The organism is Streptomyces sp. NPDC030840, assembly GCF_055572015.1.
This window is the reverse complement of sequence record NZ_JBVIEE010000001.1, coordinates 876,459-890,768: the sequence shown is the minus strand read 5'-3', so window position 1 is coordinate 890,768 and position 14,310 is coordinate 876,459. Positions and strand designations below refer to the sequence as shown.

Genomic DNA, 14,310 nt, shown 5'->3' with positions numbered 1-14,310 from the left:
CCTAGCAGCACTCCGCGTCGAGCCCGCGCGGCAGGCGCTCTCCACCAAACACCGCACACGTCGGCTCGTCCCCGCCCAAGGCCGCGACAGCGAGCAGCAGCGACCCCGCGGTCCACGTGGTGAGTTCCTCCGGCCAGATCGCGCCGTCCTGGAAGACGTACCCCGTCCAGTACAGACCGGTCCGCGGGTCGCGCAGGTGCTGGATGGACTGGAGGATCTCCAGCGCGCGGTCGGACTCGCCCATCGCCCAGAGGGCCAGGGCGAGTTCGGCCGACTCACCGCCGGTCACCCACGGGTTGGGGACGACGCAGCGGACGCCGAGACCCGGGACGACGAAACGGTCCCAGCCCTCCTCCATGCGGGACTTGGCCTCCGGGCCGGTCAACGCCCCGCCCAGCACCGGGTAGTACCAGTCCATCGAGTAGCGGTCCTTGTTCAGGAACCGCTCGGGGTGGCGCCGTATCGCGTGCCGCAGGGCGCCCGCCGCCAACTCCCAGTCGGGCTGCGGCTCCTCCCGCTGCTCCGCGATGGCGAGGGCGCAGCGCAGAGCGTGGTGGATGGAGGACGAGCCGGTCAGGAGCGCGTCGGCGGTGGGCGTGCCGTCGTCGTCCTGCCGCCAGCCGATCTGTCCGCCGGCCTGCTGCAGGCCCAGTACGAACTCGACCGCCGAGTACACCGTCGGCCACATGCGGTCCAGGAACGCGTCGTCGCCCGTGGACAGGTAGTGGTGCCAGACGCCCACGGCCACGTACGCGACGAAGTTCGTCTCCCGGCTGCGGTCCGTGACGTCGTCCGGGTCGCCGTCGGCGTAGGCCGCGTACCAGGAGCCGTCCTCGTTCTGGTGCCGGCGCAGCCACTCGTAGGCCCGCTCGGCGGCGTCGTGTTCCCCCGCCGCGTCCAGGGCCATGGCGGCCTCGGTGTGGTCCCACGGGTCGAGGTGGTGTCCGCGGAACCACGGGATGGCGCCGTCCTCCCGCTGCACGGCGAGGATGCCGCGGACGGTCTCGGTGGCCTCCTGCGCGGTGAGGACCCCGGGCAGGACGAGGTGTTCTGTCCGGGGGGTGGTCACTCGGCGACCGCCTCGGTCTTCCCGGAGAGGCGGGGCAGGTGCGGCTTGGTCGCGTACGCCACGAAGCTCTTGCCGATCAGCGGGTTCAGCGCCTGCTCGGCGACGCGGGTGGCCAGCGGCTTCTTCATGATGTCCCAGACGAGCAGCTTGTGGTACGCCCGCACCGGCAGCGCCTTGTCGTTGTCGACGCCGAACGCGCACTTCAGCCACCAGTACGGCGAGTGCAGGGCGTGGGCGTGGTGGGTGCCGTAGGGCTTCAGGCCGGCCTCACGCATCCTCGCCAGCAGCTCGTCCGCCCGGTAGATGCGGATGTGGCCGCCCTCGACCTCGTGGTACGCGTCGGAGAGCGCCCAGCAGACCTTCTCGGGTCCGTAGCGCGGGACGGTGACGGCTATGCGGCCGCCGGGCTTGAGCACCCGCACCATCTCCGCGAGCACGCCCTTGTCGTCGGGGATGTGCTCCATGACCTCGGAGATGATCACGACGTCGAAGGACTCGTCCGGGAAGGGGAGCGCGAGGGCGTCGCCCTCCATGGCCGTCGCGGTGGCGCCCTCGGGGGCCTCGCCCGCCTCCTTCATCGCCGCGAACCACTTGGCGACCTCGCGGATCTCCTCGCCGTTCTGGTCGAGCGCCACCACCTGGGCGCCCCGCCGGTAGCACTCGAAGGCGTGCCGTCCCGCGCCGCAGCCGAGGTCCAGGACACGGTCCCCCGGGGCGAGCGGGAACCGGGAGAAGTCGACGGTCAGCACGTGGCCCTGCTTTCGGGATCGGGGTCAACTACTTCGACTGCTGCGGCTGCTGATGCTCCTGTTGCCGGGGCGGAGGCTGTGGCCCCGTTGGCCGTGCCCGCTCCGCCGGCCGGTGCGGCCGTGGCGGGCGCGTCCCGGCCCTCTGCCCGGGCTATGGCCTCGCGGTAGTGGGCCACCGTGCCCTCGGCCGCCCTGGCCCAGGTGAAGCGGGACAGCACGCGCTCCCGGCCGGCCGCGCCGAGGCGTGCGCGCAGCTCCGGGTCGCCCAGCAGCCGGCTCAGCCCGGCGGCCAGCGCGCCCGCGTCGCCGGGCGGCACCGCGAGGCAGGTCTCCCCGTCGGGACCGGCGACCTCCGGTATCGCGCCGCCGGTGGTGGCGACCAGTGGCGTTCCCGTGGCCATCGCCTCGGCGGCCGGCAGCGAGAAGCCCTCGTACAGCGACGGCACGCACGCCACCTCGGCCGACCGCACGAGGTCGACCAGTTCGGCGTCGGAGATGCCCTTGACGAACTCGACGGCGCCTTCGAGGCCGTACCGCTCGATGGCCTGCGCGACGGGCCCGTCCTCGGCGCGCCTGCCGACGACGACGAGGTGCGCGCGGGGATGCTCGGTCCGCACTTTCGCCAGCGCCTCGACGAGGAAGACCAGGCCCTTGAGGGGGACGTCGGCGCTGGAGGTGGTGACGATCCGGCCGGGTACCTGTGGGACCGACGGGTCGGGTGAGAAGAGGTCCGTGTCGGCACCGATGTGGACGACGTGGATACGGGGCCCGGCGACACCGAGGTGGTCGACGATCTCCTGGCGGGAGGTGCCCGACACGGTGAGCACGGAGGGCAGGCGGCGTGACACCCGCTTCTGCATGCGCGTGAACCCGTACCAGCGCCGTACCGAGGCCCGGCGCCGCCAGCCCTCGGCCGCGTCCAGCTCCAGCTGCCGGTCGACGGTGATGGGGTGGTGGATGGTGGTGACGAGCGGGGCGCCGATGTCGCCCAGCAGTCCGTACCCGAGGGTCTGGTTGTCGTGCACGACGTCGAACTCGCCGCGCCGGGCGCGCAGATGGCGGCGGGCGCGCAGGGAGAAGGTCAGCGGCTCGGGGAAGCCGCCGGTCCACATCGTGGCGACCTCCAGGGCGTCGACCCAGTCGCGGTACTCGTCCCGCCCGGGGGTGCGGAAGGGGTCGGGGTGGCGGTACAGGTCGAGGCTGGGCAGCTCGGTGAGGGAGAGTGCGCCGGGGCCGTCGGCCGGGGCCTCGTCGAGCACGGGGTACGGCTGGGCGCCGATGACCTCGACGCGATGGCCGAGCCGGGCCAGCTCGCGCGAGAGGTGGCGTACGTAGACGCCCTGGCCGCCGCAGAACGGGTTCCCTTTATAGGTGAGGAGCGCGATGTTGAGCGGTCGCTCGCCGTCGGCGGCGGACTCGTCCGGAGAGCCCGCCTCCCTGGCCTCAGCGGTCACTCTTGGCCCCCTTCTCCCTGCACTTTCCCGCGAGGGTACGCCGGGACGGTAATCTAGAACAAGTTTCAGAGTTGATCGTTCAAGAGGCTTAGAATCTACCGGCAGGTAGCCCCGTCGTGGGCGGTGCATCAGGTGATTCGCGCCACGACGGGGTGGCGGGAATCACGTGTTCCACCCGATTCGCGCGGCGCCGGGTGCGCTGCCATGCTGATGCGTCGCCCCCTCTCACCGAACCGCCGAACTGTCACGGAACGGGACCCATGCCTGCGGAAGCCAAGGTGGAAGCCAGTATCGCGCGATCAGTGGCGCCGTCCGACACCCCTCCCCTCACCGAGCGGCAGGAGGCGCGCCGGCGCCGCATCCTGCACGCGAGCGCGCAGCTGGCCAGCCGGGGCGGGTTCGACGCCGTACAGATGCGCGAGGTCGCGGAGTCCTCCCAGGTGGCGCTCGGCACGCTGTACCGCTACTTCCCGTCGAAGGTCCATCTGCTGGTCGCCACGATGCAGAGCCAGCTGGAGCACATGCACGGCACGCTGCGGAAGAAGCCGCCGGCGGGCGAGACGGCGGCGGAGCGGGTGGCGGAGACCTTGATGCGCGCCTTCCGCGCCCTGCAGCGCGAGCCGCACCTCGCCGACGCCATGGTCCGCGCCCTGACGTTCGCGGACCGCAGCGTCAGCCCGGAGGGCGACCAGGTCTCCCGTCAGACCACGGCGATCATCCTCGACGCGATGGGCCTGGAGAACCCGACCCCCGACCAGCTCTCCGCCGTCCGCGTCATCGAACACACCTGGCACTCGGCCCTCATCACCTGGCTCTCGGGCCGCGCGTCCATCGCCCAGGTGAAGATCGACATCGAGACGGTGTGCCGGTTGATCGATCTGACGTCAACTGACGATTGACGGATGCTATCGCCAACGATTTCATCGCCGGTATCATTGCTCGCATGCCGATGATCACTGTGGAATTCACCGATGAAGAACTCGCCGTGGCCAAGGCGCACGCGGCCTCGCTCGGCAAGTCCATGCGGGCTCACGCGCACGACATAATCCTCGCGGACGTGCAGCGGGCGGCGTTCCTGAGAGACGCCGACACGGCTGTCGCCTTCGCCATGGATGTCTTCAGGGACATGCCGGAGGGCCAGCGTTGAACCCGGTCATTCGCGTGGACGCGGGCTGGATTCTGGAAATCCAGACCCGCGTCTCGCCCGTCAACACCCCCATCGCGGACTGGGGTGCCCTCGACTCCATGGCCACACGCCACCTCTTCGAGCAGCCGCATGGCCAGCTCTACTACGAGGAGCCGGCCGCGCGCGCCGCCACGTTCTTCCACACCGCCCTGCTGCTCCGACCGTTCGCCGACTACAACGGCGTCATCGGCTGGGCCTGCGCCTCGCTCTACATGACCGCTTCCGGCCAGCCGGTCGACCCCAAGCGGGACGACGTGCACCTTCTGGCTGGAGCCATCCGCGCCCAGGAAGCCGACCTACGGGACGTGGCCCGCTCCATCGCATCCTGGCGATAAACAGCCGCCCGCCCGAGCAAGCCCTACTCCTCGGGCGGAAACACCGCCTCCCCGCTCCCCACCAGCGTGATCACGATCGCCTCCACCGGGCAGCTCTCCGCCGCCTCCAGGATCTTCTCGTTCGCGTCGGTGTCCGGATCGGACGGGTGGGACTGGCGGCCCGTGTCGAGGTGGAAGCCGTTCGGGGCGTGGTGCACGCACTGGGCCGAGCCGATGCACAGGGAGCGGTCGACCTCGACGTGCCAGCGGTCGCCCATCCTCACCCCTCCCAGCCGGCGGGCAGGTGGATCATCTTGTGCTCGAAGTACTCGCCGTAGCCCTCCGGCCCGAACTCCCGCCCCAGGCCGGAGTTCTTGTAGCCGCCGAACGGGCCGAGCATGTCGAGGCTGAAGGTGTTGACCGAGTAGGTGCCGGTGCGGACCTGCCGGGCGACCTCGATGCCGCGCTCCACGTCGGCGGTCCACACGCTGCCGCTCAGCCCGTACTCCGAGTCGTTCGCGATCTTCACGGCCTCGCTCTCGTCGCCGTACGGGATGAGGCAGATGACCGGCCCGAAGATCTCCTCGCGGGCGATGCGCATGGAGTTGTCGACGTCGCCGAACAGGGTCGGCTCGACGTACCAGCCCTTCTCGAAGCCGGCCGGGCGCCCGCCGCCGGTGAGGAGTTTGGCGCCCTCCTCCTGGCCGACGCGGATGTAGTCGAGGGAGCGCTGCTGCTGGCGGCGGGCGACCAGGGGGCCGAGTTCCGTGGCCGGGTCGAGGGGGTCGCCGACCTTCAGTCCGCTCGCGACGGCGGCGAACGCCTCCGCGAACTCGGAGTAGCGGGTGCGCGGGACGAGGATGCGGGTCTGGGCCACGCACGCCTGGCCGTTGATCATCCAGGCGAAGGGCGCGATCCCGGCGACGGCGGTCTGCGCGTCGGCGTCCGGCAGGATCACCGCCGCCGACTTGCCGCCCAGTTCGAGGGTGACGCGGGTCAGGTTGCGCGCGCAGACCTCCATGACCCGCTTTCCGGCGGCGACCGACCCAGTGAAGGACACCTTGTCGACACCCTCGTGCCCCACCAGGTACTCGCTGACCTCACGGTCGGCGGGCAGGATCGACAGCACGCCCTCGGGCAGCCCGGCCTCGGCGGCGATCTCGGCCAGCAGGTACGCGTCCAGCGGGGTCTCGGGCGACACCTTCAGGACGGCGGTGCAGCCGGCGAGCAGCGCGGGCGCCAGCTTGGCGGCGGCGGTGAACTGCGGCACGTTCCACGGCACGACGGCCGCGACGACCCCGACGGGCTCCCGGCGCACGAGCAGCTTGCCGAGGACACCGTCCCGCTTCTCCTCGTACGTGAAGCCGCGCGCGGTGGTGATCGCCGCGTCCCACACCATCATCGAGGCGAGCGCCTGCACCATCACGGACGAGGTGTACGGGGTGCCGTTCTCGGCGGAGATGACGCGCGCGAGCTCCTCGTGGCGTACGGCGATCGCGTCCTTGATCCGGGTGACGACCTCAATGCGCTCGTCGAGCGTCGTGCGTGGCCACGGTCCCTCGTCGAACGCCCTGCGCGCGACGGCCACCGCCCTGTCGACGTCCGCCCGCGAGGCGTGCGGCACCCTGCCGATGACCTCCTCGGTGTGCGGCGAGACCACCTCGATGACGTCCTTGCCGAGGGGGTCGGTCAACGCCCCGCCGATGAACAGCTGTCCGTGTTCCACGAGCTCGGCCATGGTCGACTGCCTCCCCGGGTACGTACGTTCTCTGCCCCTGCTTCCTGACGGACCATCAGATCCATCGGACAGGGAACTGATACCAGTTCCAGCGGGAGGAGTCCACGGATGAGACAGGCCCGCGGATGGTCGACTCGGGCTCTTATCGAAACCTGTTCTAGTTATAGTGGTCCCCGGACACGGCGATTGGGGAGCCCATGGCGGCGAGGACGCAGGTGACCGATCACGGCGGGGGCGTGTGGGGCATCCAGGTGCCCATCCCGGACAACCCCCTCGGGTTCACGCTCGTGTACGTGGTCGACACCGACCGCGGGCCGGTTCTGATCGACGCGGGCTGGGACGACCCGGCCTCCTGGGACACGCTCACCGAGGGCCTGACCGCCTGCGGTACGTCCGTCGGCGAGCTGTTCGGCGTGGTCGTCACCCACCACCACCCCGACCACCACGGCCTGTCGGGGCGGGTGCGCGAGGCCTCCGGCGCCTGGGTGGCGATGCACGAGGCGGACCTCGCGATCGTCCGCAGGACCCGCGAGACCCGGCCCGGCCGCTGGTTCACCTACATGACGGCCAAGCTCACGGCCGCGGGCGCCCCCGAGGAGCACGTGGCACCCCTGCGCACCGCCGAGCCGCGCGCACTGCCCGGCCTCTCCCCCGCCCTCCCCGACCGCGAGATCGTCCCCGGCGAACTCCTCGACCTCCCCGGCCGCCGCCTCCGCGCGATCTGGACCCCGGGCCACACCCCGGGCCACGTCTGCCTCCACCTGGAGGAGTCCCACCCCGCGCGACTCCCCGGCCACGGCCGCCTGTTCTCCGGCGACCACCTGCTCCCGGAGATCTCCCCGCACATCGGCCTGTACGAGGACCCGGACGACACCACGGTCACCGATCCCCTCGGCGACTACCTCGACTCCCTGGAGCGCGTCGGCCGCCTGGCCCCCGCCGAGATCCTCCCGGCACACCAGTACGCCTTCACCGACGCCGCGTCCCGCGTGGGCGAGTTGCTGTCCCACCACGAGACCCGCCTCACCGGCCTGAGCGCCCTCCTCTCCGAGCCCCTCACCCCATGGCAGCTCGCCGAGCGCATGGAGTGGAACCGTCCGTGGGCCGACATCCCCTACGGGTCCAGGAACATCGCGATCGCGGAGGCGGAGGCCCACCTGCGCCGCCTGGTCAAGCTGGGCCGCGCGGAGGCGGTACCGGGGAGTGATCCGGTGACGTACGTGAGCGTGTGACGGTGTCGTACGTGGCCGGGTAAACCGGTCGTGGCCGTGGGGCCCTTCCTGCTACCAAGGGTCATGGACCCCATCGAGCAACTCCTCGCCGAACGCGCCTGAGAGCGCGTCGTCCTCGACTTCGTCCACCGTCTGGATCTGGGGAAACCGGACTCCGTCGCCGAGTTGTTCACCGAGGACGGCTGGTGGGAGTGGCCGCCTCCGGGGGACGGGCGGAGGTCCGAGGGCCGGGAGGCACTGCGGCAGTACTTCGGTTCCCGGCCGGCGGACAAGCTCTCGCGGCGGATCATGTCCAACATCCGGGTCACGGTGAGCTCGGCGGAAACGGCCGAGGCCACGTCGTACTTCACGACGTACCGAATCGAAGGCTGGACGGGCGGCATGGTGCCGGCCGGCCCACCCGTCCAGGTCGGCCTCCCCCACTCTCGGCTTCGCTCGAGCGGGGGGGACCGCCATCGAGGACACCTTCCGCCGTGTCGACGGACAGTGGCTGCTCACCTCCCGCACCCTGCACCTTCCCTTCGGCGGCCCCACGCCCCGTCAGTGATCCAGGGCGCGGATCAACTCCACGGCCGGGCCGAGGAGTCGGACCTCCCGCTCGCTCATCGTCACATCGGCGGCGCGGCGTCTCCTCGCCTCCGCCAGGCCCGGTTCCGTGAGGGCGGACCCGTCGCCCTGGTGGGCCAGCAGCGCGGCGAGGATCTCGCGTGCCGCCTCGGCGAGCGGGTCGTCGGCGACGGCGACCTGAGCGAGGATCACCGCCGACATGCCCCAGTCGAGTCCGGGCGGGCCCTCCTCGGCGTTGGCCCAGTCGATGACCGTCGGGCCGCCGGGCGTGACGATCACGTTCTCCGGGTGGAGGTCCAGGTGCCAGGACGCGGGCGGTGGGGTCGGTGGCCGTGCGCGGCGGCAGCGCGTGCAAAGCACGGAGCAGCCGGGCCAGCGTCCGGCCGCTCTCCGCGGGGGCGAGCAGCCCCCGGCCGAGCGCTCCCCGCATGGTCGGACCGGACAGCCGCTCCACCACCATGCCGATACCGTCCGCCGCCCGTACGGCGGGCACCGGGTAGCCGTGCCCGCGCGCGTGCTCCATCACCGCCGCCTCGGCCGCCGCGTCCCCGTAGCCGTCCCTGTACCGCCGCAGCACCCACCGCTCGTCGCCCGCCAGTTCGTACACGTCGGCCGTGCGGCCCGAGCCGAGCAGTCTCCCCGTTCGCATGCGGATGAAGCTACGGCGGTTCTCGGGCCTTCGTTACGGGCCGGTAGAGTAGCCGGGTCGTCATCGCGCCCGTACGGGGGGAAGCCGGTGCAAATCCGGCGCTGACCCTTCCCCAATTCTCGGCTTCGCTCGAACCGGGGAGGCCCCTATCGTGAACAGGCCCGGCCCAGGGTCGGTAAGCCGGATTGCCCCATGCGGACGTGACCGGCTCGCGTCACCGGCAACCCGTCGGTGACGGCACCGTCGAGGCATACGGAGCCGAGCCGCCCGGCTGTGCCGTGCTGTCCGGCTCCCCGCAGGGGAGATCCGCCGATCATGAACGTCCGCCGCAGCGCCGCGGGCCGCCGCGCGTCAGTACTGGCCGCCACGGCCGTCGCCGTCCTCGGCACCGGCTTCTTACCCGTCGCCCTCGCCGACGACGCCTCCCCCTCCGCCTCCCCGTCCCGGGCGGTCCCCGGCGGCCTGTACGGGTCCACCGACCCGACGTACGACGGCGTCTGGCGCCAGTCCCTCGCCCTGCTCGCCCTGGACACGGTGGGGGTGGAGCCCCCGGCGAAGGCGGTGGACTGGCTGGTGGGGCAGCAGTGCGACAACGGGGCGTTCGCGGCGTACCGCGCGGACGCCTCCGCGCGGTGCGGCGCGAAGACGCCGGTCGACACCAACAGCACCGCGGCGGCCGTCCAGGCGCTCACCGCGCTCGGCGGGCACGACGACGAGGCCGGACGGGCCGTGCGCTGGCTGAAGGGCGTGCAGAACAAGGACGGGGGGTGGGGGTACCAGCCCGGCGGCGCCAGCGACGCGAACTCCACCTCCGTCGTGATCGGCGCGTTCGTGGCCGCCGGTGACGAGCCCGGGAAGCAGAAGAAGGGCGAGCACTCCCCGTACGAGGCCCTGCGCGCGCTGTCCGTGCCGTGCGACGAGAAGGGCGGCGGCGCCTTCGCCTACCAGCCCGACAAGAAGGGCGGGCTCGCCGCGAACGCCGACGCCACGGCAGCCGGGGTGCTCGGCGCGCTCGGTCAGGGGTTCGTGGCGAAGCCCGGTGAGGAAGCCGGTGAGAAGGCCGCTCAGCAGACCGGCCGCGCGGCCGGCGCGTGCGTCGGTGGTGACGACGTCGCGCCCGAGGACGCGGCCCGCAACGGCGCCCTCTACCTGACCGACGCCCTCGCCGACGACGGCTACCTGAAGTCCTCCCTCGCGGGCGCCGACGACCAGCCCGACCACGGCACCACGGCCGACGCGGTCGTCGCGCTCGTCGCCGCCGGCCGGAAGGACAGCACGGCTGAGCCCCTCGCCTGGCTGGAGAAGAACTCCGGTGCCTGGGCGGCCAAGGCGGGCCCGGCCGCGTACGCCCAGCTCATCCTCGCCGCCCACGCCACGAGCACCGACCCGCGCGACTTCGGCGGCGCCGACCTCGTCGAGCGGCTGAAGGCGACCGGTCCGGCCGCCGACGTGGAGGAGAAAGGCCGGGACAAGGGCCAGGACGACGACTCCGTGTTCGGTGTGTGGTGGGTCGTCGGGACCTGCCTGGTCGCCGGTATCGGTGTCGGGTTCCTGCTGAGCGGTCGTACGAGGAAGCAGCAGCTGTGACGCGCCGTCGTACGTCCGCGGCGCTCGCGGTCCTGACACTGGTCGTCGTCGGGGGCGCCGGCCCGGCGCAGGCCGCCTCCTACCGCTACTGGTCGTTCTGGGAGCGGGACGGCGGCGGTCCGGCCTGGACGTACGCCACCCAGGGCCCGTCGACCGCCCGCCCCTCCGACGGCGACGTCCAGGGCTTCCGCTTCGCGGTCAGCGAGGACTCGAAGGACTCGGCGCGGCCGCGCGGTGCCCCGGACTTCGCCTCCGTCTGCGCCCGGACGCCCGCGCGTGAGGGCCGCAAGCGGGTGGCCCTCGTCATCGACTTCGGTACGGCCGCGGACGCGCCGTCCGGTGAGACGCCCCCGGCGCCCCGGACGGCCTGCGCCCGCGTGCCGGAGGACGCGACGGCCGCCGATGCCCTGGCGTCCGTGGCCGAACCTCTGCGCTACGACACGAACGCCCTGTTGTGCGCCATCGCGGGCTATCCGGAGAAGGGCTGCGGCGAGCCGGTCCCGGACACCGGTGCGACTGCGCCACCGCGGGACGCGGGCCCGGAGGCCTCCGGCGCGGAAGGCCCGTCCCTCGGCCTGTTCGCGGGGGTCGGTGCCGTGGCGCTCCTGGGCGCGGCGGCGGTGTGGCGGGCGCGCCGCCGCAGGAGCTGAGGGCGATGCGGACGCCCCGGCAGTCGGCCCCGCACCCCGGCGCCTGGTGGGTCTGGGCCCTGGGCCTGGCCACCGCCGCCTCCCGCACGACCAACCCCCTCCTGCTCGGCCTCCTCGTCGCGGTGGCGGGCTACGTCGTGGCCACCCATCGCACGGACGCCCCCTGGTCCCGCTCCTACACCGCCTTCCTCAAGATCGCCTCGGCCGTCCTGCTCCTCCGTCTCGCCTTCGCCACCGTACTGGGCTCGCCCGTCCCCGGCAGCCACACGGTCCTCACGCTCCCCGAACTTCCGCTCCCGCACTGGGCGCAGGGCGTGCGCGTCGGCGGACGGGTCACCGCGGAAGGCCTGGTCTTCGCGCTGTACGACGGTCTGAAGCTGGCCGCTCTGCTCCTCTGCGTGGGCGCGGCGAACGCCCTCGCGAACCCGGCGCGGCTGCTCAAGTCGCTGCCGGCCGCTCTGTACGAGGTGGGTGTGGCCGTGGTCGTGGCCATGACGTTCGCCCCGCATCTCATCGCGGACGTGCGGCGGTTGCGGGCTGCCAGGCGGCTGCGGGGGCGCCCGGACCGGGGGCCGCGCGGGCTGGCGCAGGTCGTGCTGCCAGTGCTGGAGGGCGCGTTGGAGCGTTCGGTGGCTCTCGCGGCGGCGATGGACGCGCGCGGGTACGGCCGTACGGCTCAGGTGGCGCCCGCCGTGCGCCGCACCACGGCCGCGCTCACGCTGGGCGGTCTGCTGGGCGTCTGCGCGGGAACGTACGGCGTGCTCACCGCCGAGGGCGGGAGCTACGGACTGCCCGTCCTGCTCGCGGGGCTCGCCGTCGCGCTGGCCGGGCTGTGGCTGGGTGGCCGCCGTTCGCCGCGCACGCGGTACCGGCCCGACGAGTGGGGTGCGCGGGCGTGGCTGGTGTCCGCCTCCGGGGTCGCGGTGGCGGCGCTGCTGGTCACGGCCGCCGCGTACGAGCCGTCGGCGCTGCACCCCGGTGTCGTACCCCTGACGGCGCCGTCGCTCCCGCTGTGGCCCGCGGGGGCGGTCCTGCTCGGGCTGCTGCCCGCGTTCGCCGCGCCGGCGCCGCTGAAGGACCCGCTGAAGGCCCCGTCGAAGACGCCCCCGACACCCCCGACTGCCGAGGAAGCCGCATGATCCGCTTCGAGGATGTCTCCGTGACGTACGAGGGAGCGTCCGGGCCCGCCGTCCGGGGTGTGGACTTCGAGGTCCCCGAGGGTGAACTCGTGCTGCTGGCCGGCCCGTCGGGGGTCGGCAAGTCGACCGTGCTGGGCGCGGTGAGCGGTCTCGTGCCGCACTTCACGGGCGGTACGCTGCGGGGCCGCGTGACCGTGGCGGGCCGCGACACCCGTACCCACAAGCCGCGCGAACTCGCCGACGTGGTGGGCACGGTGGGCCAGGACCCGCTCTCCCACTTCGTGACCGACACGGTCGAGGACGAGCTCGCCTACGGCATGGAGTCGCTGGGCCTCGCCCCGGACGTGATGCGCCGGCGCGTGGAGGAGACCCTGGACCTCCTCGGTCTGGCCGCCCTCCGCGACCGGCCCCTCGCCTCGCTCTCCGGCGGCCAGCAGCAGCGCGTCGCGATCGGCTCGGTCCTCACCCCGCATCCCCGGGTCCTGGTCCTCGACGAGCCGACGTCCGCGCTTGACCCGGCCGCCGCGGAGGAGGTGCTGGCCGTCCTGCTGCGGCTCGTCCACGACCTGGGGACGACCGTGCTGATGGCCGAACACCGCCTGGAGCGCGTCCTCCAGTACGCGGACCGCGTGGCCCTGCTGCCCGCTCCGGGCGCCCCCCTGGTCCTGGCCACCCCGGCCGAGGCGATGGCCGTGTCTCCGGTGTACCCACCGGTGGTGGGCCTGGGGCGACTGGCGGGCTGGACACCACTGCCCCTGACGGTACGGGACGCGCGGCGACGGTCGGGGGCACTACGGGAGCGGCTCGCCCGCACGGCGACGCCGGGCACCGAGGGCATGCGGGCGGCCGGAGCGACGGCACCGCACGCCGAAGGCGCACGGGCAGCCGACACAACGCGCGCCACGGCACCGGACACCGAAGACACCGGGACGCCACACCCCCGCCCCACGGCGGCACCGCACGCCGAGGACGCACAGGCGACCAGGGCAGCGGGAGCGACGGCACCGCACGCCGAGAGCGTGCGGGCGGCCGGCGCGGGGGTGGAGCCGGGGACTGGCCCGGAGGGTGGTGTGGCGCCGGTGTCCTCCGGGGCTCCCGTACAGCGGTCCCGTCGCCCCCGTCTCTTCCGCGGGCGCTCGCGGAGGGCCACGGAGACGGCACCGGAACCCGCCCGCACCGCGGAGGTCCGCGCCCTCGCCGTCCACCGGGGCCGCGTACGGGCCCTCCACCGCGTGGGCCTCACTGTGTCCCCCGGCGAGACGATCGCCCTGATGGGCCGTAACGGGGCCGGAAAGTCCACGCTGCTCAGCGCGCTGGTGGGGCTGGTGGAGCCGTCCGCCGGGACCGTGCGCGTGGGCGGCGCGGCACCCCACCGCACGCCTCCACGCGACCTCGTCCGCCGCGTCGGCCTCGTACCGCAGGAACCCCGGGACCTGCTGTACGCGGACACGGTGGCCGCCGAGTGCGCGGCGGCCGACCGGGACGCGGGCGCCGCCCCCGGCACGTGCCGGGCACTGGTCGCCGGGCTGCTCCCGGGCATCGGCGACGACACGCACCCGCGGGACCTGTCGGAGGGCGGGCGCCTCACCCTCGCCCTGGCGGTGGTCCTGACGGCCCGTCCTCCCCTGCTGCTGCTCGACGAGCCGACCCGGGGCCTGGACTACGCGGCGAAGGCCCGCCTGGTCGGTGTGCTGCGCGCTCTCGCGGCCGAGGGGCACTCCATCGTGCTGGCCACGCACGACGTGGAGCTGGCCGCCGAGCTCGCGCACCGGGTGGTCCTGCTCGCCGAGGGCGAGGTGATCGCCGACGGCCCCGCGGCGGAGGTCGTGGTCGCCTCGCCGTCCTTCGCGCCGCAGGTGGCCAAGATCCTGGCGCCGCAGAAGTGGCTGACGGTCAGCCAGGTACGGAACGCTCTGCGCGCGGCCGGTCAGGTGACGCGGGAGGAACAGGCATGAAGCGGATGGACACGGTCATGA

The 14,310-nt window shown here is 73.1% G+C and carries 13 protein-coding genes and 2 pseudogenes; 9 read left to right on the top strand and 6 right to left on the bottom strand.

Annotated elements, in window-relative coordinates; translation table 11 throughout:
- Nucleotide 1 precedes the first annotated feature (1 nt).
- From ACZ49J_RS03785 to ACZ49J_RS03775, 3 genes are read right to left on the bottom strand one after another with little or no spacing between them, the layout of a single operon-like run.
- Nucleotides 2-1,069 carry a prenyltransferase/squalene oxidase repeat-containing protein gene (locus ACZ49J_RS03785; RefSeq protein WP_467447651.1) on the bottom strand — a complete coding sequence of 356 codons (1,068 nt, stop codon included), beginning with the start codon at nucleotides 1,067-1,069 and terminating at the stop codon, nucleotides 2-4.
- Nucleotides 1,066-1,818 carry a class I SAM-dependent methyltransferase gene (locus ACZ49J_RS03780; protein ID WP_467447650.1) on the bottom strand — a complete coding sequence of 251 codons (753 nt, stop codon included), beginning with the start codon at nucleotides 1,816-1,818 and terminating at the stop codon, nucleotides 1,066-1,068. The genes ACZ49J_RS03785 and ACZ49J_RS03780 overlap by 4 nt, the downstream gene beginning before the upstream one ends.
- Nucleotides 1,812-3,272 (bottom strand): glycosyltransferase family 4 protein, encoded by a 1,461-nt coding sequence (locus ACZ49J_RS03775; RefSeq protein ID WP_467447649.1) that lies wholly within the window; start codon nucleotides 3,270-3,272, stop codon nucleotides 1,812-1,814. Before ACZ49J_RS03775 ends, ACZ49J_RS03780 begins: the two co-directional genes overlap by 7 nt.
- 260 nt (nucleotides 3,273-3,532) lie before the next feature.
- On the opposite strand from ACZ49J_RS03775, the gene ACZ49J_RS03770 reads away from it, so the two are divergent.
- From ACZ49J_RS03770 to ACZ49J_RS03760, 3 genes are read left to right on the top strand one after another with little or no spacing between them, the layout of a single operon-like run.
- Nucleotides 3,533-4,171, top strand: coding sequence for a TetR family transcriptional regulator (locus tag ACZ49J_RS03770; RefSeq protein WP_467447648.1), 639 nt, complete (start codon nucleotides 3,533-3,535; stop codon nucleotides 4,169-4,171).
- A gap of 44 nt (nucleotides 4,172-4,215) precedes the next feature.
- Nucleotides 4,216-4,419, top strand: coding sequence for a hypothetical protein (locus tag ACZ49J_RS03765; RefSeq protein WP_467447647.1), 204 nt, complete (start codon nucleotides 4,216-4,218; stop codon nucleotides 4,417-4,419).
- A complete protein-coding gene (locus tag ACZ49J_RS03760; protein WP_467447646.1) occupies nucleotides 4,416-4,793 on the top strand; it encodes a hypothetical protein in 378 nt (125 codons plus the stop codon). Before ACZ49J_RS03765 ends, ACZ49J_RS03760 begins: the two co-directional genes overlap by 4 nt.
- Before the next feature lie 23 nt (nucleotides 4,794-4,816).
- Here the strand turns inward: ACZ49J_RS03760 and ACZ49J_RS03755 are convergent, their stop codons facing one another.
- Both ACZ49J_RS03755 and ACZ49J_RS03750 read right to left on the bottom strand, forming a co-directional pair.
- On the bottom strand, nucleotides 4,817-5,050 hold the full coding sequence (locus ACZ49J_RS03755; RefSeq protein ID WP_467447645.1) for a ferredoxin: 234 nt from the start codon (nucleotides 5,048-5,050) through the stop codon (nucleotides 4,817-4,819).
- A 2-nt stretch (nucleotides 5,051-5,052) separates the two neighbouring features.
- Complete coding sequence (locus ACZ49J_RS03750; RefSeq protein WP_467447644.1) at nucleotides 5,053-6,510, bottom strand: aldehyde dehydrogenase; 1,458 nt, start codon at nucleotides 6,508-6,510, stop codon at nucleotides 5,053-5,055.
- A 197-nt stretch (nucleotides 6,511-6,707) separates the two neighbouring features.
- On the opposite strand from ACZ49J_RS03750, the gene ACZ49J_RS03745 reads away from it, so the two are divergent.
- Both ACZ49J_RS03745 and ACZ49J_RS03740 read left to right on the top strand, forming a co-directional pair.
- Nucleotides 6,708-7,742 carry an MBL fold metallo-hydrolase gene (locus ACZ49J_RS03745; RefSeq protein WP_467447643.1) on the top strand — a complete coding sequence of 345 codons (1,035 nt, stop codon included), beginning with the start codon at nucleotides 6,708-6,710 and terminating at the stop codon, nucleotides 7,740-7,742.
- A 132-nt stretch (nucleotides 7,743-7,874) separates the two neighbouring features.
- Nucleotides 7,875-8,289, top strand: a pseudogene (locus ACZ49J_RS03740) (nuclear transport factor 2 family protein).
- Here the strand turns inward: ACZ49J_RS03740 and ACZ49J_RS03735 are convergent.
- Nucleotides 8,283-8,958 (bottom strand): annotated as a pseudogene (locus ACZ49J_RS03735) (phosphotransferase). The pseudogenes ACZ49J_RS03740 and ACZ49J_RS03735 overlap by 7 nt on opposite strands.
- Before the next feature lie 315 nt (nucleotides 8,959-9,273).
- Between ACZ49J_RS03735 and ACZ49J_RS03730 the strand changes: the two are divergent.
- Genes ACZ49J_RS03730 through ACZ49J_RS03715 form a run of 4 tightly spaced genes read left to right on the top strand, consistent with a single transcriptional unit; the run spans nucleotide 9,274 to nucleotide 14,289 of the window.
- Nucleotides 9,274-10,545, top strand: coding sequence for a prenyltransferase/squalene oxidase repeat-containing protein (locus ACZ49J_RS03730; protein ID WP_467447642.1), 1,272 nt, complete (start codon nucleotides 9,274-9,276; stop codon nucleotides 10,543-10,545).
- Nucleotides 10,542-11,195, top strand: a complete 654-nt coding sequence (locus tag ACZ49J_RS03725; RefSeq protein WP_467447640.1) for an SCO2322 family protein — start codon at nucleotides 10,542-10,544, stop codon at nucleotides 11,193-11,195. The genes ACZ49J_RS03730 and ACZ49J_RS03725 overlap by 4 nt, the downstream gene beginning before the upstream one ends.
- 5 nt (nucleotides 11,196-11,200) lie before the next feature.
- Entirely contained in the window at nucleotides 11,201-12,334 is a 1,134-nt protein-coding gene (locus tag ACZ49J_RS03720) for a CbiQ family ECF transporter T component (RefSeq protein WP_467447639.1), read from the top strand.
- Nucleotides 12,331-14,289 (top strand): ABC transporter ATP-binding protein, encoded by a 1,959-nt coding sequence (locus tag ACZ49J_RS03715; RefSeq protein ID WP_467447637.1) that lies wholly within the window; start codon nucleotides 12,331-12,333, stop codon nucleotides 14,287-14,289. Before ACZ49J_RS03720 ends, ACZ49J_RS03715 begins: the two co-directional genes overlap by 4 nt.
- The last annotated feature ends 21 nt before the right edge of the window (nucleotides 14,290-14,310 follow it).